Source organism: Algoriphagus aurantiacus (genome assembly GCF_035156405.1).
In the GTDB taxonomy this organism is placed as follows: Bacteria; Bacteroidota; Bacteroidia; order Cytophagales; family Cyclobacteriaceae; genus Algoriphagus; species Algoriphagus aurantiacus.
The window spans coordinates 94,468-113,081 of record NZ_JAXRUT010000014.1 but is presented as its reverse complement, the minus strand read 5'-3'; the positions used below and the strand labels follow the sequence as shown (position 1 = coordinate 113,081).

General features: G+C 38.7%; 18 protein-coding genes. 14 read left to right on the top strand and 4 right to left on the bottom strand.

Annotated elements, in window-relative coordinates:
• Positions 1-124 precede the first annotated feature (124 nt).
• From SYJ56_RS14865 to SYJ56_RS14850, 4 genes are all read right to left on the bottom strand, one after another.
• The gene (locus SYJ56_RS14865) at positions 125-637 is read right to left on the bottom strand and encodes an RNA polymerase sigma factor (protein WP_323835395.1); all 513 of its coding nucleotides are present in this window, start codon (positions 635-637) and stop codon (positions 125-127) included.
• A gap of 197 nt (positions 638-834) precedes the next feature.
• Complete coding sequence (locus SYJ56_RS14860) at positions 835-1,842, bottom strand: MerR family transcriptional regulator (RefSeq protein ID WP_323835393.1); 1,008 nt, start codon at positions 1,840-1,842, stop codon at positions 835-837.
• A complete protein-coding gene (locus tag SYJ56_RS14855) occupies positions 1,839-2,285 on the bottom strand; it encodes a sterol desaturase family protein (RefSeq protein WP_323835391.1) in 447 nt (148 codons plus the stop codon). Before SYJ56_RS14855 ends, SYJ56_RS14860 begins: the two co-directional genes overlap by 4 nt.
• Before the next feature lie 71 nt (positions 2,286-2,356).
• Complete coding sequence (locus SYJ56_RS14850; RefSeq protein ID WP_323835389.1) at positions 2,357-3,025, bottom strand: carotenoid biosynthesis protein; 669 nt, start codon at positions 3,023-3,025, stop codon at positions 2,357-2,359.
• Positions 3,026-3,136: 111 nt separating this feature from the next.
• On the opposite strand from SYJ56_RS14850, the gene SYJ56_RS14845 reads away from it, so the two are divergent.
• From SYJ56_RS14845 to SYJ56_RS14780, 14 genes are all read left to right on the top strand, one after another.
• Positions 3,137-3,442 (top strand): DUF4286 family protein, encoded by a 306-nt coding sequence (locus tag SYJ56_RS14845; RefSeq protein WP_323835387.1) that lies wholly within the window; start codon positions 3,137-3,139, stop codon positions 3,440-3,442.
• Between the two features lie 202 nt (positions 3,443-3,644).
• Complete coding sequence (locus SYJ56_RS14840) at positions 3,645-4,796, top strand: DUF4221 family protein (protein ID WP_323835385.1); 1,152 nt, start codon at positions 3,645-3,647, stop codon at positions 4,794-4,796.
• A 5-nt stretch (positions 4,797-4,801) separates the two neighbouring features.
• Positions 4,802-5,959: a DUF4221 family protein gene (locus SYJ56_RS14835; RefSeq protein ID WP_323835383.1), complete on the top strand. Its 1,158-nt coding sequence runs from the start codon at positions 4,802-4,804 to the stop codon at positions 5,957-5,959.
• Between the two features lie 2 nt (positions 5,960-5,961).
• Positions 5,962-7,086 (top strand): DUF4221 family protein, encoded by a 1,125-nt coding sequence (locus SYJ56_RS14830; RefSeq protein ID WP_323835381.1) that lies wholly within the window; start codon positions 5,962-5,964, stop codon positions 7,084-7,086.
• Positions 7,087-7,090: 4 nt separating this feature from the next.
• The gene (locus SYJ56_RS14825; protein WP_323835379.1) at positions 7,091-8,251 is read left to right on the top strand and encodes a DUF4221 family protein; all 1,161 of its coding nucleotides are present in this window, start codon (positions 7,091-7,093) and stop codon (positions 8,249-8,251) included.
• A 4-nt stretch (positions 8,252-8,255) separates the two neighbouring features.
• Positions 8,256-9,362, top strand: a complete 1,107-nt coding sequence (locus SYJ56_RS14820) for a DUF4221 family protein (RefSeq protein WP_323835378.1) — start codon at positions 8,256-8,258, stop codon at positions 9,360-9,362.
• Between the two features lie 8 nt (positions 9,363-9,370).
• A complete protein-coding gene (locus SYJ56_RS14815; protein ID WP_323835376.1) occupies positions 9,371-10,501 on the top strand; it encodes a DUF4221 family protein in 1,131 nt (376 codons plus the stop codon).
• A 6-nt stretch (positions 10,502-10,507) separates the two neighbouring features.
• Positions 10,508-11,644, top strand: coding sequence for a DUF4221 family protein (locus SYJ56_RS14810; protein ID WP_323835374.1), 1,137 nt, complete (start codon positions 10,508-10,510; stop codon positions 11,642-11,644).
• Positions 11,645-11,650: 6 nt separating this feature from the next.
• Positions 11,651-12,781 carry a DUF4221 family protein gene (locus SYJ56_RS14805; protein ID WP_323835373.1) on the top strand — a complete coding sequence of 377 codons (1,131 nt, stop codon included), beginning with the start codon at positions 11,651-11,653 and terminating at the stop codon, positions 12,779-12,781.
• A 15-nt stretch (positions 12,782-12,796) separates the two neighbouring features.
• Positions 12,797-13,936: a DUF4221 family protein gene (locus SYJ56_RS14800; RefSeq protein WP_323835371.1), complete on the top strand. Its 1,140-nt coding sequence runs from the start codon at positions 12,797-12,799 to the stop codon at positions 13,934-13,936.
• A 52-nt stretch (positions 13,937-13,988) separates the two neighbouring features.
• A complete protein-coding gene (locus SYJ56_RS14795) occupies positions 13,989-15,140 on the top strand; it encodes a DUF4221 family protein (RefSeq protein ID WP_323835370.1) in 1,152 nt (383 codons plus the stop codon).
• A complete protein-coding gene (locus SYJ56_RS14790) occupies positions 15,133-16,302 on the top strand; it encodes a DUF4221 family protein (protein ID WP_323835368.1) in 1,170 nt (389 codons plus the stop codon). Before SYJ56_RS14795 ends, SYJ56_RS14790 begins: the two co-directional genes overlap by 8 nt.
• On the top strand, positions 16,295-17,452 hold the full coding sequence (locus tag SYJ56_RS14785) for a DUF4221 family protein (protein ID WP_323835365.1): 1,158 nt from the start codon (positions 16,295-16,297) through the stop codon (positions 17,450-17,452). The genes SYJ56_RS14790 and SYJ56_RS14785 overlap by 8 nt, the downstream gene beginning before the upstream one ends.
• Entirely contained in the window at positions 17,445-18,554 is a 1,110-nt protein-coding gene (locus SYJ56_RS14780) for a DUF4221 family protein (RefSeq protein ID WP_323835363.1), read from the top strand. The genes SYJ56_RS14785 and SYJ56_RS14780 overlap by 8 nt, the downstream gene beginning before the upstream one ends.
• Positions 18,555-18,614: the final 60 nt, after the last annotated feature.

The window sequence follows — 18,614 nt, the reverse complement described above, 5'->3', positions numbered from 1 at the left end:
TTGATTTTTATTGGTCACATAGCCTGTCCCGTCCCGATAGTTATCGGGATCGATTCGGGAGAATCTCGTGTCACGGATTATCATTCCTCCGTGTGTTGCTTGAATCATGCTCGATTTTATCTGGTTAATTTACGTGCTTATATACCATCAAATCATCTTTAAGATTCTTACGGGCAATATGAATTCTATTTTTCACAGTTCCAATCGGAATACTTAGACGCTCGGCGATTTCATGGTACTTGAATCCTCTATAATATAGTAAAAACGGAGTGCTGAAAGTTTCATCCAACTTATCAATAGCCTCATATATATCATCCATAGCAAATTCTCCATAAGCAGAATTTTCTATTAATGCTCCGCTGGAATTGATAAAATGCATGTTGTCCGTAGTGTCCACAAAAGTCGCACGCCTCACCATCTTCTGATAGTTGGTGATGAAGGTGTTCTTCATGATAGTATAAAGCCAGGCTTTCAAGTTAGTACCTTCAGCGAATTTGTCCTGATTCGTAAAGGCTTTTACCATCGTGTCCTGAAGCAAATCATTTGCATCATCGAGATCCCTAGTCAATTTTAATGCAAAAGGCTTTAATACACCAGAGAGCTTATCTAACGGGTAACTGAATTCAAGTGAAGTCATGGTTTTGCGTTTTGTTTAAACAAATCTACTATTCGTTAAACAAAATAACAACATTCTGTTTAATTATTTTATCAGATACTTAAACAGATTAGCTGATTAAAATTCATAAATAGGCAATAAACAAGCTGTAAACCCAGATTTGGGCATAAAAAAAGTATTCACAAGGAATACTTTTGTTTAATAAATTAAAGTAATCTCTAAACAACTTGCTCTTCTAACTCTACTAAAACCCTCTTGATTTCTTTAGAATAAGTCAGCAGACAAATATTCGATGGGATAGAAAGTGATTGTTGCAAGGTGTGCAAGCCTGACACGAAAACCTTTGAATTCGAAAATTCCCTTCCAAGCATATCTAGGTATTCTTGCACTTTTTCGCCAGTGGGAGAAGAGGTGATAACTGTAAGTAGGTAGTCTGGCTTTTGCATTTTATATACAGAAACCAAATCTGCATCAGGAGTATTTTGGCCTAAATAGATGACCCTATGCCCATGCTTTTTAATTAGGTATGAACTAAAAAGAAGGGAGATTTCATGCAGTTCACCTTCTGGAAGAAATAGCATAAAGGTTTTGCCGAGATTATGACCTACTTCTCCATCTATCGCCACGATCAGCTTTTGCCTGATCAAATTAGACATAAAATGTTCCTGAGCGGGTGTGATAGTTCCTGTAAGCCAGAGAATACCAATCTTGGTAANATGACCTACTTCTCCATCTATCGCCACGATCAGCTTTTGCCTGATCAAATTAGACATAAAATGTTCCTGAGCGGGTGTGATAGTTCCTGTAAGCCAGAGAATACCAATCTTGGTAAGGAAGGGATATACTACTTTCAGTATTGTATCTTCAAATCCCAATTTGATGATGTTGGTAGTAAGGATCTTTTCAAATCTATCCTCATCCATTTCTATCATACAAATAGTGAGTGCTTGAATCTGATCGTTATGATCCAAGGATTGATCAGTTAGTCGAATAATCTCTTCGCTGATCTCAGTACTACTCATCGCAGCAATTTTGCTGATTTTGATACCATGAGCATTGAGCATAGCCACATTCAGGATCAGCTTTAGATCTTCATCATCATAATAACGAATGTTAGTCTCAGTCCTTTTGGGATTGAGTAGATTGTATCGCTGCTCCCAGATTCTTAGCGTATGTGCTTTGATTCCAGATAGTTGCTCTAGATCCTTTATCGAGTAGTTGCTCACTTTTCTAAATTCTTAAAATATTTCTTTGGCACTAAAAACAGTCCAAATGAGACAGCTCCGTCCCTTTTTCTACTATGATGATGAGCTTGATGAGCAAGGAAAATTCCTTTCAAAAAACCACTTCTCGGTCGATCCAGCCACTTCACCCTGCGATGGATAAGAATGTCATGGAGAAAGAAATACAGCATACCGTAAGCGCTAATTCCAATCCCTATCCAAAATCTGTAATCCAAATCCCCTATCCCCAGAAATATCAGGAGGACAGCAATGCTCCCGAATAGGAATGAGAACAAATCATTAAGTTCAAAAAACGAATCAGAATGCTCGTGATGTGTCTTATGGATTAACCACAGCGGACCATGCATTAGGTACTTGTGAATCGCCCACCCAGACAATTCCATCAACACAAATCCTACTATGCTAAATCCTATCGCTTCAATCATCAAAATTACAACCCTAGAGGCTACTTTTTGTTTTAGTACGTATTGATTTAACTCGCTTTTTTATGGAAAAATCACAACTCCAATGTGAAATTGAGAATTGTGAAAAATAGAATCATCGCAACCAATACAAAAGCCGCAAGTGGATTCCTCTTATCAAAATTACCTTTTCTATATATCAAATGAATCAAAAATGCCACGATAAACCAAGTCAGGTAATTACCTGGAGGAATAATCTCAAACTTCCAATACCAAAAGTCTAGGGCCACTGCCACAGGCTCCATGATATAATCGATCACCGTCATAGCTGTAGCACCAAGCAAGGCCGCATAGTAATCATTGTCGGTCAACTGATAAAAAACCGCCCCCGTCAGGTACACTAAAATAAACCAGTTGACGCCAATCACTATCGGGACTTCCCAGAGCATGGGGCCCAAAGTCGGGCCATAGACATAATCTCCGAAAATATACCCTGTGTGAATTCCTATAAGCTCAGCTCCGAAACCAATCCAAAATGCTGCCGCCGCAAAGATCGGAAAAGCATCAGTCCAACCACGATGGAAGCCCAATAGTAATATAAGAGTAAGCAATAGCTGAGTTGGAGTAAGCATCAGAAAATAGTCTCGGTATTCTGGCAAGCTCAAACCGATAGCACCCACTCCGTATAAGGCAACCACCACAATTTTCGCAATAATCACTCGCTTATTTTGTGCCTTTGGGGGAGCCTGGGCTATTTTATGCATTTATTGGGGAGCTTTGATAGAGGAATAATCACTTTTTTGTCTTTGGATTCCTAACTTTGAAATCTTAAATCTGTTTGCAAAAAAACGAAATTCCCGCCAAAATCCCCTATTATGATTCTTTACAACATCACTTTTACCGTTTCCAATGACATCGAAGAGGATTTTGTGCAATGGATGAGCGGTACCCACATTCCTGATATTTTCGCCACTGGCCTATTTATCGAGCACAAATTCTTTCGCTTGCTGAATAGCCCGGATGACAGTGTAACTAATTACAGCGTGCAGTTTTTTGCAGAGACTACCAAAAAACTGATTGAGTACGAAAGCCGATATGCAAAAGAGCTACGCTATGAAACTCAGGCCAGATATGGTGAAAAAGCGATTCCATTCCGTACGCTTATGGAGTCGGTGGATTAGATTTTAGCTGAAGACAGAAGAGCAATTGAGGATTGAAGTTCGAAATGAGGGGCTGACCCATAGTCTGTTAAAGATGATCAACAATCCCAGATGGTCTCATTTTAAAACTGGCAACGGTCAGATTATCAAATATTAACTTTTTAGATTTATTAACTAACTATTCTGCAATGAATTAACTATTTTTCATTCTAAACTCTTTAGAATGCAGAAATCCTTTTTACTGATTGTTTGTCTTCCTTTATTTTTTTCCTGCGAAAAACCGGCTGATTCGAATGAATCACAAGCTGGAAATATTCTTGAGAATCTTTCTTATACGGTGGATACGGTGGTGGTGGATCCGGGAGGGAATATTATTGACCTATCTCATGGTGCAAGGTTTTCATCAGTTTCTCTGGACGAACAGAAATTCTACCATTATGACTATAATAAAACAGCCATTAACGAAATCGATTTACAAAAATTAGAATTGACAGATAGGTATCAATTCTCTAAAGAAGGCCCAAATTCTATCGGTTTCAATCCTCCCTCTATCCAACCTTTGAGTAAGGATAGATTCTTATTTGTTTCCTCTTCCATCAATGTCGGAACCTACCACAAGAACGGAGAAAAGGAGAAAAGTCTAAAATTCAATTTTAGAGAAATAGAAGGTCTTGACATTGATGAAGAAAGCCTAATTACCTACAAAGCCCATATCTCACATGATGAAAAGTACCTCTTTGCATTGACCAGTCCTTACAAAACAAGTTCAGATATAAGACTAATTATTATAGATCCAGAAACCAAAACAGGTAAAAGCATTTCAATGCCTAATATGGTTTCAACTTTAAGATTTAAGGTAGAACTCCAAAATGAAAGACATTATTTAGGGATAAAGGAGAATCTTTCTTTAAAGATTTTGAATGATAGGCTATTCATCACTAGTAGCTCTAATTCAGATACTTATGTGTACGACTATCAAAAAGACTCGCTTCTTTTATATGAATTTGCTCACCAACAAGTTGCTCCTAGAAAATCAGCAGAAGTAAAAAATGAGGTGGAGAGTGAAAATGAGTTTTATGCTGAATGGGCCAAATTCAAATATCAAACAAGCTTTGATAAGTTCTTATGGGATAAGAAGCGACAGCAATATTTCCGATTGGGATATAATTTAATGTCACAAGAAACGCCTGAATTGGAAAAAGAATCTGAAGTTTTCCTTTTCATCTATGACAAAGACTTAAATCTCCTCGGAGAGACAAGACTAGATCAAATAAATGATAGGCTTGAATCACCTTTCTTCAAAGACGGTAAGCTCTGGTCTTATGTCAATGTAGAAGACGAGTTGGGCTTCGCAATATTCACTTTTGATTTTTAAACCCAATGAAAAATCAGCTGACCATTTCAATTCTCACCTTACTTGCTGCCTGTGGTGGCAAAGAACCCGAGTCAACTGAACAGAAAAACATCCTCGAAAATCTGACTTATACTGTGGACACGGTATTGGTGGATCCGGGTGAAGATTTCCTAATTATTGCCAATGGTTTATATCCATATAGTCTCACAGAAGACAAAACAAAACTTTACTTTTTTGAGAGAGATCCCTATAAACTCGTAGAAGTAGATTTGGATAATTTAGTGGTGCTGAAAAAAACAGAATTTGAAGCTGAGGGGCCTGATGGTATTGGGAGCTACCTATCTGGATTAGAAATAGGTCGTGATGGAAACATCTTTTTGAAAAGTAATAATACGATTGGGATTTTCGACCAAAACGCAAAAAAATCAAAAGACTTGAAATTTGTCCCCTCTGGAATAGATTCCACTTTGGCCAAAAGTTACAATGCTCTCTATTCCAACTCAGTTTATGATTTCGGGACCCAAAAGATTTATTCCCGACCAAGTTTCGCTGATGCCGGGGAATATGGCCTTTTTATTTTGAATCCAGAAACTCAAGTCGCTAGATCCTTGCCAATTCCCAAAATGAAAATCATAGATGATTATACTGGCACCTTGATTTTTAAAAATGAGGCTGGAATGGAAATCTTGTCATTTTATTTTGTCGGTAGCTTCATCACTTTGTTGCCTAGTGAACTAATCATATCCACAGCTGCCATGAGTGGATTTTACCATATGGATCTTCAAACTGAAAAAATGAAATTCATTGATATCCAGCATCAATCTGTACCGAATGAAATGAAGATAGAAATCCCAAAAAACCCTTCAGATCCGGAACAGGTGAGTGAAATTCAAAATAAAATATTTGAACATGTCAATTTTCAGGAAATGCTATGGGATAATTCCCGTCAGACATACTTCCGCTTCGGCGTAAAAACCTTCGATGGCAAAAGCCAAGGAGATCCTACCACCTATGAAATTCACCTTTTTGCCTACGACAAAGACTTCAATGTCTTGGGTGAGACCAAGATGGAGAAATTAAAAACAGTTCCCTCCTACGCATTCTTCAAAGACGGCAAACTCTGGTCTTATGTAAACGTCGAAGACGAACTGGGTTTTGCAGTATTCACTTTTGATTTTAACTAATTATGAAAAAATTAACAATCATCATTTTAGCATTATTCTGTTTTTCCTGTGGCGGGACCACAGAGGTAGAAGAGGGTAAAGGATTTGACTTTTCCTATACTGTGGACACCGTGATGGTAGATCCAGGAGATGGTATTGTCTTTTTAAGGTTAGGCTTGTCTACTGCAGCGCTTTCTCCGGATCAAAATCAGCTGTACAACTTCAATCCCGCTGCTTCCGAAATGGAAATTATAAATCTGGAATCACTACAAATAACTGATCGAATCCAGATGGAAAAAGAAGGTCCCGCCGGAACAGGACGTCCACGCAAACTGGTGATTAGCCTAGATGGTAAAGCATTCTTTATCGGTTTTACGGATTTGCGGGAATTCGACCCTCAATTGGCAAATATGAAAACCTATAAAATCCGAGAGGAGAAATTTGAGGGATTTCAGCCTGATGAATCCTTAGATTTTGATTTGACCCTTTCTCAAAATGGAAAAAATGTCTATGCAGCCTATGGATCTGAAAATGATGATCTTGCAAAAACCGGGTTGGCAGTATTGGAACTGGAAAACATGAGTCTGAAAACTTATCCCCTGGAAATTTGGGAGCGAATGCATGGGTATGTAAGAAGCTTTTTCAAGGACGGTCAAATGGTATCCCGGTCCATTGAATTAGCTTATATCGATCCTTTAGACAATCGAATCCTAATTTCCTCCACCAATTTCAATGAAGTGTATATTCTTGATTTGGCTACTGATTCCATTTCTCACAAAGTGTTTCATTCAAACCTAACTGAGAATAGCAAGGAAATCCCAGAGAAAGTCACTTTCGAAGTGAATTCTCCAGCTGAACTGGAGCCAATATTTGCCGAATCAGAAGAGCAGGTCAGTTTCAGTCGTTTTTATTATGATGACTTTAACAAGAAGTTTTGGCGGTTTTCTAGAGAGTTGGATCGTAAGATTGGGGACTCGACTGTTTTCAAAGAGGTAGTTACCTTATTTGATGAGGACCTTAATCAACTCCATGAGGAAGAATTCCCTGGTGATTATTTGGGTTTCAAGTTTTTTAGAGAGGGCAAGCTCTGGTCCTATGTCAATGTCGAAGACGAGCTGGGATTCGCAGTATTCACTTTTACCTTCTGAACCCATGAGAAAACTACTTACGATTTCAGCTCTTGCACTACTTTCAGCTTGTGGGGAAAAGCCTAAATCTGAGGTAGTTTCTATCATCAAAGAGCCCAAAAATATCATGGAGAATCTGACTTATTCCATCGATACAGCGGTAGTTGATCCTGGTGATGAGATTATAAATTTAAAGCATTTAGGATCAACTTACTCTTCCCTTTCACCAAGTAAAAACCAATTTTACTTCTTTGATCGCTCAAGATTCATCCTTCATGAAATTGATCTGACTTCCCTAAAATTGGTCAATAATTATCCCTTTGAGGAAGAGGGACCTGATGGAACAGGAAGGCTGGTTTATTATTTTAAAAGTCTTTCAAATGGAAATTTTTGGGTTCAGGACTTATTAGGATCTACTTCGGTTTTTTCCAAGACCGGAAAGAGAATTCGCAATATTGAGTTTAATGAAGGGGAACTTCTAAAAGAATTCCCTCTCGGTCTAAATCTAACTTATCAGCTTCAAGTGGATTTGGACCGAAAAATGTTTTATTCCTTGCCACTTATGTTTAAAGTGGCAAGGAAACATTTTGCTGTGATGGATTCCTCAGGTCAGACAGAAAAAATAGTTGAACTCCCGGAGTTTGATAAAATAGAAAAATATAAAGTTGAATATAATAGCGGTAGAGATGGAGGCGATGGGAGAGGGGAACTAGTAAGACTTGAGCAACCAAACGATCTGGTTTTAATTTCCTCTACAGTAGGAAATGGTATTTATATCTACAATCCAGAGATAGACAGCTTATGGTTTCAGGAGTTTCCTCATGAATTAACTCCCTTAGAGAAAGACATAACAGTCAAAAATGTAGTGCACAGCCCCAAGGAACTGGAAGCCGAAAGAGAAAAGTTTCATACCCAAATCAACTATTGGGGTTTTTACTGGGATGAAAAGACAGAGCGATACTATCGATTTGCAAGCATAGGACTTCCTCGTGCTAACGCTGACTCTTCAAAAAAATATGATCACTTCATGTTTGCCTATGACAGGGAGCTAAATCTGAAAGGCGAAATAAAGCTTGAAAGTCTTGCGGAAATACCTATGGCTGGCTTCTTCAAAGACGGCAAACTCTACTCCTTTGTCAATGTTGAAGACGAATTGGGCTTCGCAGTTTTCACCTTTGATTTCTAAACTCATGAAAAAACTGACACCTCTTTTTTTACTCGGCATTTGTCTGGCTTGTGGCAATCCAACAGATCAATCCAATCAGGAAGAATTTAATTTTACTTATCGGATGGATACGGTCATGGTGGACTCTGGTGAGGAATTACTCTTTCTCCAAAGTGGCTTAAGTCATTCCACACTTTCTGTAGATCAAAAGAAATTATATAATTTTTCTCCAAAGAGTGAGCTAGAAATTATAGATCTGGATACTCTCAGCTTGTTAAAAAAGATCGTCACCGATAAAGAAGGAGATCTCGGCACTGGATGGCCTTACGCCATTCAGTTGGACCAAAAGGGAAATCTGATCTTTTATGGATTGATGGAAGTAAGAATCTTTCCGCCAGACCTTAATTCCATGAAGAAGTATTCCCTTTCGGAAGATGCATTGACAGGTCTCAAGCCGGATAAGCTGGCTCCATTTAATCCAAAAATCACAAATGGGAACCTACTCTATGGCATATATGAAACGATCGAACAAGTACCTCAAGGGCTCGCGATCATTTCTTTGGAAGATAGAAATGTGAAAAAAATCGAGCTCAATTTGGCTGAAAAAATCAACCCTTTCACCTACTCGCTTTTTGTACAAGGAAGGTTGAGCAACAAAGCATATGAACCCATCCATTTGGAACTGGCAAATAATCAACTCATTATCTCCACTGCCTATTTTAATGAGGCGATTATTTTTGACCTAGCAAGTGAAACAGTCTCTACTAAAACTTTCCATTCAGAACTGACCCAAGACCAAACTGCTATTCCCTCCAAAACATCAGCAGAAACCATCAATGAAATGGAGATTCTCAGGAAGGAAGCTTCAAAAAGTGTCAAGTTCGGCCCTATTTATTTTGATAAAACCCACCAAAGGTTTTGTAGGATTTCCCGGCAATACGATAAAGAACGGGGAGATTCTTTGATCTTCAAAAATGTACTTACAGTATTTGACAATGAACTCAACCAGCTTGCTGAAACTGAACTACCGATAGACCCATTTTCTAAAAAGTTTTTCAAAGACGGCAAGCTCTACTCCTACGTCAATGTAGAAGACGAGCTGGGGTTTGCGGTATTCATTTTTGATTTTTAGAACCAACGATGCAAAAACTACTCCCACTTTTAATCTTGACCTTATTTGCTGCTTGTACAGAAAAGCCTACTTCTGAAAGTAGTTTGAGTGAAAAAGAGCCCACAAATATCCTGGAGAAGCTGACTTATTCCATCGATACAGTGATGGTTGATACTGGTGATGAGATTTTAGATTTTTCTTTTGGTTACAGCACCTCTTCATCACCAGACGGCCGCTTTTTCTACTTTTTGAAAAGCCTAAAAATGCAGAAAATTGATGTGGACCATCTCAGCTTAGTAAATTCCTTTACTTTGGACAAAGATGGCCCAAACAGCCCAGGTCATATCTTTGGCTTTTACGCACTTTCTGATAGCAGCTTTTTTTTTCCAACCCTTCATAGACCCTCCATTATTACTGACCAAGGCCTTAAAATCAAGTCTTGGGATCTTGATCAAGAGGAATTTGCAGAAGGCTTTCCTATCGAACCTTTCACCCTAGGAAATAGAGTTACCCTAGATCCAAAGCATCTCAACTTGTATTCTTTGCCGGTGAACATTGAAACAAGAGACTTTTATTTCGCTGTTATAGATTCGCTTGAAAACAGAAAAAAAATGGTGGAGCTTACTGAGTTTAAGTGGGCTAACAAATACCTCATAAGAAGCGATGGTGAGCAAAAAGGTGAATTCCTCCATCTACAACAGTTCAATGATCTGGTTCTTATTTCCTGTACTGTTGGCAATGGCACCTACATCTATGACCCGAGCATAGACAGCCTTTATTATCGAGAATTTCCACATGAGATCGTCCCTCTAGAAAAGACCGGAGAGGTAAAAAACAAGGTTGGAAGCAGAGGAGAGTTTGAGGAAGAATTAAAAAAGTTAAACCATAAGATCACGTATCGGAGCTTCCTTTGGGACGAAAAATCACAACGTTATTTCCGCTTTGCAGATAGGGCTATTGCTTCAAATTCTGATGGTTGGCCTACAGAATTCGAAATATTCCTTATCGCTTATTCTAAAGATTTGGAATTAATCGGCGAGACTCGATTTCAAGGTTTATCCAAAATACCATTTGGCTCATTCTTCAAAGACGGCAAGCTATATTCCTATGTCAACGTCGAAGACGAATTGGGATTCGCTGTATTCACATTTGATTTTTAAATAATTATGAAAAAACTACTCACTATTTCAATTCTCGCACTTCTTTCAGCCTGCGGAAGCAAAGAATCAGAAACTACCCAAGCAGGAAATATTCTTGAAAATCTTACTTATTCGGTGGATACTGTGCTGATCGATCCCGGAGATGACATCATAAATCTCAATTCCGGATTGTACAATTCTACGCTGAGTCAGGATCATCAAAAGCTATATAAGTTTGACGAAACTACTCTACAGTTACAAGAGATAGATCTGAATAAATTGGTTCTCGCAGCCAGCTATCCTTTTGAAAATGAAGGCCCAAATGGCTTAACTCCCTATAAAGGAAACATGACGCTGGCATCAGATGGTTATTTTATCTTCAACAGCTATTCTAAAATAGGGATGTTTTCAAATACTGGTGAGCTCATGCCAAACTTTGATTATACCATTGACAAACTAATAAGTGGAGAAAGACCGGAGCGTAGTATGCTTTCGCAGTTTGCCTATATGGACGAAAATCAAAGGGGTTTTTTCTTGGAAACTGCGTTTAATGCCCCAGTTTTCAACCTTATATCAATCGATTTTGAGGCAGAGAACTCGAAAGTAATTGACCTGCCAAATGTAGACCGAACGCATGACTATAGTGTTGTCTCAAATGAATATGGTTATCCGATGAGTTCCATTCAATTAGTTACTGTTCAAACCATCAATTCTAAAGTCTATATTACCACTCCTGTAACCAGTGGAGTTTACCGCTATGATCCAGAGCTGGATAGTCTGGAATACGTCACTTTTCCCCTTACGCTAACACAAACAGAAAAGACTAAAAAAATCAAAAACGAAGTCTCTTCAGCAGATGAACGAAAAGAGCAGAACGCTTTGATACATTCTGAAGTTGGATTTAAACAACTCCTTTGGGATGATCAATCGAACCGGTTTTATCGCTTCAGCTCAATAGGAATACCGAATACAGATACAGAAGCGACTCCTAAAAACAAAGTCTATCTCTCAGCTTTTGATCCCCAGTTGGACCTGATCGGTGAGAAATTTTTGGAAGACCTCACGGCCATTCCTCCAAATGCTTTCTTCAAAGATGGCAAGCTCTGGTCTTATGTCAATATAGAAGATGAGCTGGGATTCGCAGTTTTCACCTTTGATTTTTAGGAAACTATGAGAAAACTACTACCTCTCCTATTAATTGTCGCTTTCGCTTCTTGCCAAGAAAAGAAAGTGAAATCTAAAGACGAGATGCAAACTTTCACTTTTTCAACGGAAATCGACACAGTTCAAATTGATTTCAAGGACAGGTTTTACTTTATGGAGATCTATTTGGCCACCTCTAATGTATCTCCTGACAAGAAATTTTTATACAACTTAAATTCATTTGCCCCAAACCTGGAGATCATTGACCTGGATGAGCTAGAGTTGATCAAAATAGAACCAATGGACAAAGAAGGCCCAAAAGGCATTGGTCCAGTAGTTTTTGGGGTTTTTGTAACTCAACAGAATGAGTTGGTGGTAGAAGGGTGGAATGAGTATAGAGTTTTTGACTCTCTGAGGACCGAAATGAAAACTATCAAAATCGGTCCAAATTATTTCAAAGGGGATGAGATGGAGGAAGGAGAACGTTTCGAATACCACCCCGTCTTTAGTGATGATAGATCTCATCTTTATGCAATCTATAAGGAAGACGCTGGTAAGAAGGTGGGCGCAACGAAAGGTCTTGCATTGGTTGATTTAGTTAATTCCACGATCCGAAAAATCCCCATTCCAGAACTCCGTAGCCTCAAACAGTTTATTATACAAAACCAATATGGTTTTGAAAAAGGAGAATCATCCTATATCGCAAAATCAAAAAACAATCTAATTGTATCCACAAGCGCTTTTAATGAAGCATTTGTCTTTGACATGATAAAAGACACTCTAATTCATAAGGTGTTTCATTCCCAACTCACAGCAGAAGCAAAAAAAGGAAATTCCACAAATGAATCTAGCAGTGAAGAAGAACGGAAACCCATTTTCAAAGAGCACTCTAAAGAGGTAGAATTTGGTAAATTTCTCTACGATGAGGAGAATGAAAAACATTGGAGATTCAGTTATGACATGGAAAGAATGATAGGAGACTCCCTTGCAATGAAAACTGTCCTGACAATTTTTGACTCTGATCTCAATCAATTGCATGAGGAAAAGGTGGAGTATGATTACTCTTATTATCAATCCTTCTTCAAAGATGGCATGTTGTATTCCTACTTAAACCTAAATGATGAGATGGCCTTTATTCGCGTCAAACCAAGCTATTAACAATCCCAATAATTGATGAAAAAACTCTTACCAGTTCTATTCTTTATTGCTTTTGCCTCTTGCAGTGAAAAAAGCAATTCTGAAAAATCTAAATCCGACAATATCCTAGAGAACTTGACTTTCTCGGTGGATACAGTAGTAGTTGATCCAGGAGACAAGTTGATCTATTTGGAGGCTACTGTAGGATTTGACCTTTCAGAAGATCACTCGATGCTCTATCAATTCAATGATTTGGATGATGCGGTTTTCAAGATTGATATCACTAATTCCAAATTGAATGCTATCTATTCATTTGAAAAAGAAGGCCCTGATGGAATAGGAGTAAATGCTAATAACTTTCAACGGCTTGCTTCCGATAATTTTGTGTTCGGTTCGATCAACTCCCTTGGCATCTTCAATCAAGAGGGAGCAAAAATAAAGAACATTACCCTTCGGGAAAGTGCCCTGACTGGACTGCCCCCCTCTTTTGAATCAAATCTTTACCAGCGGGTTAAACTCAGTCCCGATGGAAATTTTGCCTTGTCCGTACCACAGGATCAAGATGGTGGTTTAGATGGATTATACAGTATTAATCTGAATACTAATGAAGTCAAACTAATTCCTATCCCTGTATTTGATGAAGTCTTACGGAAATTTTACCTAAAGCTAACCGAAGATCGCAGTAGTTTTTTTACTGATTTCGCACACCCAGGCATAGTGAATGGGCAAGTCCTGCTTACCACAGGCTCTACGAGCGATGTTTATCTATTTGACCAGAAAACTGAATCTGTCAAACTGATTTCTTTTCCACACCAACTAGTTCCTCCAAAACGTACGGGAGACTATTCAAAACCTGCCAATAGCCAGGCGGAATTCAATCAGAAACGTGCTGAAATACGTCAACAGATACTTTTTGGAGAATTTATGTGGGACGCTGTAAACAAACGCTATTACCGTTTCGGGTCTATGCAACAACTATCTCCAGACGAGAAGACTCCCCCACGTATCGTCACTTACCTCTTTAGCTATGATGAACAATTCGGTTTGACAGGGGAAACCGAGATGAAAGAATTTCCCAGACCACCTATTTTTCCCTTTTTTAAGGATGGGAAAATGTATGGTATAGTCAATGTTGAAGACGAGCTCGGTTTCGCAGTATTCACTTTTGATTTTTGAAGCCAACTGATAAAAATTATAATGCCACCAACTACTTAGTACAATATCTACCATGAAAAAACTAGTACCACTTTTCCTCCTGATTATTTTCGCTCCCTGCTCGGAAAAAACTGATTCCGATTCTATTAATTCTACTGAGCTAGACTTTACTGTAGAAGTTGATACCGTAAAAGTCGATCCCGGAGCTGACCATTTTATTCACCTGACGAACAATCTATTTACTTCATCCCTTAGTTCTGACAAGAAAACACTTTACAACTTCAATGCGAAAGTCCCCGAATTGGAAGTAATTGACCTTGACGATCTATCACTTAAAGAAGTCATCAAACTCGAAAATGAAGGACCTACCGGGATAGGGGCTGCAAATTCATATATGCCCATGATGGACGTCTCTGATAGTGGTGAACTCTTCCTGAATACCTGGAGCTACATGATCAAACTAAATGCTACCCGTGATCAGATGAGCAGGTATTGGCTTACTACAGATTCGCTGAAGGGAGAACCCTTATCAGAACTGGAGAAAATATATCCTGAAGGATTTATGTCTGACGACGGCAAATTCTTCTACAGCAGCTACGGCCTACAGGATAATAAAAGTCCTAAAAGTGGCCTGGCAATAGTCAATCTCAATTCCATGGAACTGAAAAAAATCCCACTGGATATTTTTGAAGAAATTGAAAAATTTGAAATTGTCTTTAGTCCGGATGGTAATAGCAAAATGTCAATGGCAGAGACTATTTTATTTGTGCCTTTTCAAGACAAAATTCTTATTTCATCAACTGCATACAACGAACTATACCTGGTGAACCCTTCAGATGGCCCTGTTGAGAAAAAGTCTTTTCACTCCGAGCTAACTGATGATGCCAAGAAAGGCAACTATCAGAAAAATGCTGGTTCACAGAAAGAGCTATTTGATCTCGGTGCGGAGAAGTTGAAAGAAGTGACTTTTTCCAAGCTTCACTACGATGATCAAAACGAGAAATTCTGGCGATTCTCAAGAGACCTTGATCGTAAGATCGGCGATTCGGCAACCTACAGTAATGTATTAACCATTTTTGATAAGGATCTTACCCAGCTACATGAGAAAAAGGTGGACTATTCGGAAATGGATTCGCTCACATTCTTCAAAGACGGCATTTTATATTCTTACATCAACCTAGAGGATGAGCTGGGCTTCATCCGAATCAAACCAAGCTATGAATAATACTAGACTGGTATTCCTATTTATCTTGACAGCATTTGTCAGTTGCAACTCCAAAGACTCCGCAGAAAGTACTCAAGCAGAAACTATTGATTTTTCCTATGAACTAGATACCGTGATGGTAGACGCAGGCGATCAGTTTATTCATTTAAACTGGCAGGTAACCACTTCAGATCTTTCTGATGACGGACAGCTTTTCTACAATTTCAAAACGGGAGCTAATGAACCAGGCCTCGAAGTAATAGATCTGGAAAATCTCAAGCTAGAACGAGTCATTCCTATGAGCTTGGATGGTCCCAATGCCATTCGATCTCCCTATGTATCCAACGTCTATATGCTACCAGATGGGACATTTTATCTTTCTGACAGTTATGAATTTTATCATTTCGATCAAGAGGGAAATAAGCTTTCTACCATGGTCTATGCGAAGCAGGAATTTGAAGGTGAGAAACTAGAAGATGGAATGAGAATCAAGCTAAATGAAACTCTCTCAAGAGACAGGAAGACAATTCTGAATCTCTATGGAAAAGAGCAAATGGAAGAAATGCCAGAAGGCTTTGCCCTATTTGATCTAGAGAATCAAATAGTGAAGTATTTACCTACTGATCTTTTTAAGGAACTGGATAAATACAAGACTGTGCTCTATTTCGACGGGAGCGAATATGCCAGCTCTATGGGCATGGCCCAAATACACCTCTCTTTACAGAACGACAGCATTATTTATTCCAATTCGGTACAAAACAAAGTCTATTTCTATCACCTGAAAACGGATTCACTGACATCTAAAGATTTCTCAAGTAGCATCACAAGTAAGGAAGCTAAGGCCAATTACGCTAAGCGTTCTGAAACGATGGAAGACTTCCAAGAGATCAGTAAAGAGAAGGACAAGGAAGTAATGTATGGCCACTTATTTTTTGATGATCAAAATGATGTCTATTGGCGCTTTGCAAAGGAAATGGATCGCATGAAAGGCGATACAGTACTATACAAAACTGTCCTGACAGCCTTCAATCCAGCGTTTAACCAGCTTCATGAGGTATTACTTCCTTCAGATTTCGTCCTTCCATACGAGTATTTCGCCCGCGAAGGCATGATCTATACCTTTTTGAATATCGATGATGAACTCGCTTTTGTAAGGCTTAAACCCATAATTTCCTATGAATAAATACAATAGTTTACTGCTTGCATTGGCTTTGGTCGGATGTTCTTCTGAGAAAAGTTCTGAGGATTCTAAAAATGCTGATTTTGATTTTTCCTACACCCTTGATACGGTACAGGTAGATCCAGGAGATCACTTTATCTATTTATCGCAGAATTTAGGTTCATCAGATCTTAGTCCTGACGGAAAGTATCTGCTCAATTTCAATGCAAAAACTTTTGAGATGGAAATAGTGGATCTGGATCAATTGAAACTTTCTGGGGTAGTGAAATTAGAGCAGGAAGGCCCAAATGGGATTGGTACAAGTCCTTATTTTTTTAATTATAAAGCCTTTTCGAAAGATGAGATTATGCTCTCCGCATGGGGTAACTTAATTAAAATAGACCTTACTACGAACAGTGTAACCAATCATTCTATTAAAAAAGAGGATCTTCTCCAAGGCTCTATGGCTCCGAATGAAGAGTTAAAACCGGGAGGAATTATTTCTTCCGATGGAACTACCTTCTATTCCTGGTATGGAACCCAAGAGAATCCTTACGATAACGAAGGCTTAGCAAAGATTGACTTGGAAACCTCGGAAGTCAATGTGATCCCAATTCCGCAGATGGACAAGTTGGATCAATTCACCATCGAAGTTGAAATGAGTGGGCCATCTGGAATGAAGGGAAAATTCGGTGAAAATATTGAACTACTTGAGCTGGAAGACAAAATCATCATACAGTCTTCCGCTATCAATGAGTTCTGGATTTTGGATAAATCAACGCTGGAAGTAACAGTAAAAGCAAATACATCTAACCTAACCGAGAATGTAAAACCGGTGAATTATTCCATAAAAGTTACCTCTCCGGAAGCATTCAGAGAAGCAAGAAATGCCAGAGACAAAGAGGTTAGTTTTGGTAGCTTAATACACGATTCAGAGCGAGATATGCTCTGGAGGATCTCTTCTGACTTTGATCACATGAAAGGCGATACGATGGTAAGGAACTACTACTTCACCTTTTTCGATATGGATCTCAACCAACTTGGAGAATTCCAATTGGAGAATTGGGAAATGACCGGCAAACCTTTTATAAAGAATGGAGACTATTATCAATTTGTTAATATCGAGGATGAATTAGCCTTTATAAGGCTAAAACCAACTTTTACTGATGAATAGATTTCTAATACTTGTAATTGCCCTTTTAAGCTGTAATACTGAGAAAAAATCGGAATACAAATCTGAGGCTGATTTCATCTTTACCTATACTTCGGACACCGTGGTGGTAGATGCCGGAGATCATTTCTTTTTCCTCAATCAGGGACTTGGGATTTCCGACGTTTCCAGTGACCGTAAGTATCTCTACAACCTCAATCCTGAATCTCTGATTCTGGAAATAGTGGATCTGGATAATCTTAAATTAAAAGAAACCGTCCAATTGGATAATGAAGGTCCGAATGGTGTTGGCGGTGGATACTTGTCACGGATGCAGGTACTTGAAAACGGAGACCTTTGTCTATTCGACTTCAATAGAATTGTCCGGATTTCTCCAAAAGGAGAGTTGCTAAAGTCCTACCAATTTGACCAGCGAAATCTGAAGGGGTATGAATTGGAGGAAAATCAACATGTCAGCTACCGAGGCGTGTTTTCAGAGAATGGGAATTTGTACGTAGCAGAGCTTGAGAATTTTAGAAAACCATCCTCTTCCTCTGGACTCGTGATTATAGATCTCCTGACAGATTCTATCAACTATATTCCGATGGCCCTATTTCAGAAATTGGACCAGTTCAGAATAAGTATGGAGATGTCAGGAGGAGGCACCATGTCCATAGGTGAATCTGTTTATTTGGATTTTATGGGAGATGAGCTGATCATCAGTTCTTCAGCGTACAACGAGGTCTTCCGACACAATTCAGAGAAAGACAGTTTATATCATCATGAATATAAAGCCAATCTGACATCCAATACGCGTATTGGAAATTTTGCTACCACCGTGAGTTCACGGGAAGAATGGTCTGAAGCCTCTGCTTTGAAAAATCAGCAGGTAAGTTTTCGTAAATTTTATGAGTTTCCCGAGCAGGAAATGTACTGGAGATATAGCCGTGATAAGAATGGTCCAGTGATCACTTTTTTTGATTCTGACTTTGTTATGATCAAAGAACAAACACTTCGCAATTTTCATAATTCCTCAAACATTTTCTTAAAGGACGGTATGCTGTACAGTTATCTTAATATCGATGACGAACTTGCTTTTGTCAGACTAACACCAAAATTCAAATAAGAGTAAGTTCTGAATACTTCAAACCATTATGAACATTCGAAATAAGTTGGCTTTATGGAT

Excerpts from the sequence above, each read along its gene's own strand:
- SYJ56_RS14785 (WP_323835365.1), top strand. The coding sequence starts at position 16,295 with ATGAATAAATACAATAGTTTACTGCTTGCATTGGCTTTGGTCGGATGT.
- SYJ56_RS14855 (WP_323835391.1), bottom strand. The coding sequence starts at position 2,285 with ATGATTGAAGCGATAGGATTTAGCATAGTAGGATTTGTGTTGATGGAA.
- SYJ56_RS14850 (WP_323835389.1), bottom strand. The coding sequence starts at position 3,025 with ATGCATAAAATAGCCCAGGCTCCCCCAAAGGCACAAAATAAGCGAGTG.
- SYJ56_RS14825 (WP_323835379.1), top strand. The coding sequence starts at position 7,091 with ATGAGAAAACTACTTACGATTTCAGCTCTTGCACTACTTTCAGCTTGT.
- SYJ56_RS14865 (WP_323835395.1), bottom strand. The coding sequence starts at position 637 with ATGACTTCACTTGAATTCAGTTACCCGTTAGATAAGCTCTCTGGTGTA.
- SYJ56_RS14840 (WP_323835385.1), top strand. The coding sequence starts at position 3,645 with ATGCAGAAATCCTTTTTACTGATTGTTTGTCTTCCTTTATTTTTTTCC.
- SYJ56_RS14835 (WP_323835383.1), top strand. The coding sequence starts at position 4,802 with ATGAAAAATCAGCTGACCATTTCAATTCTCACCTTACTTGCTGCCTGT.
- SYJ56_RS14800 (WP_323835371.1), top strand. The coding sequence starts at position 12,797 with ATGAAAAAACTCTTACCAGTTCTATTCTTTATTGCTTTTGCCTCTTGC.
- SYJ56_RS14845 (WP_323835387.1), top strand. The coding sequence starts at position 3,137 with ATGATTCTTTACAACATCACTTTTACCGTTTCCAATGACATCGAAGAG.
- SYJ56_RS14790 (WP_323835368.1), top strand. The coding sequence starts at position 15,133 with ATGAATAATACTAGACTGGTATTCCTATTTATCTTGACAGCATTTGTC.
- SYJ56_RS14805 (WP_323835373.1), top strand. The coding sequence starts at position 11,651 with ATGAGAAAACTACTACCTCTCCTATTAATTGTCGCTTTCGCTTCTTGC.
- SYJ56_RS14795 (WP_323835370.1), top strand. The coding sequence starts at position 13,989 with ATGAAAAAACTAGTACCACTTTTCCTCCTGATTATTTTCGCTCCCTGC.
- SYJ56_RS14830 (WP_323835381.1), top strand. The coding sequence starts at position 5,962 with ATGAAAAAATTAACAATCATCATTTTAGCATTATTCTGTTTTTCCTGT.
- SYJ56_RS14815 (WP_323835376.1), top strand. The coding sequence starts at position 9,371 with ATGCAAAAACTACTCCCACTTTTAATCTTGACCTTATTTGCTGCTTGT.
- SYJ56_RS14810 (WP_323835374.1), top strand. The coding sequence starts at position 10,508 with ATGAAAAAACTACTCACTATTTCAATTCTCGCACTTCTTTCAGCCTGC.
- SYJ56_RS14820 (WP_323835378.1), top strand. The coding sequence starts at position 8,256 with ATGAAAAAACTGACACCTCTTTTTTTACTCGGCATTTGTCTGGCTTGT.
- SYJ56_RS14780 (WP_323835363.1), top strand. The coding sequence starts at position 17,445 with ATGAATAGATTTCTAATACTTGTAATTGCCCTTTTAAGCTGTAATACT.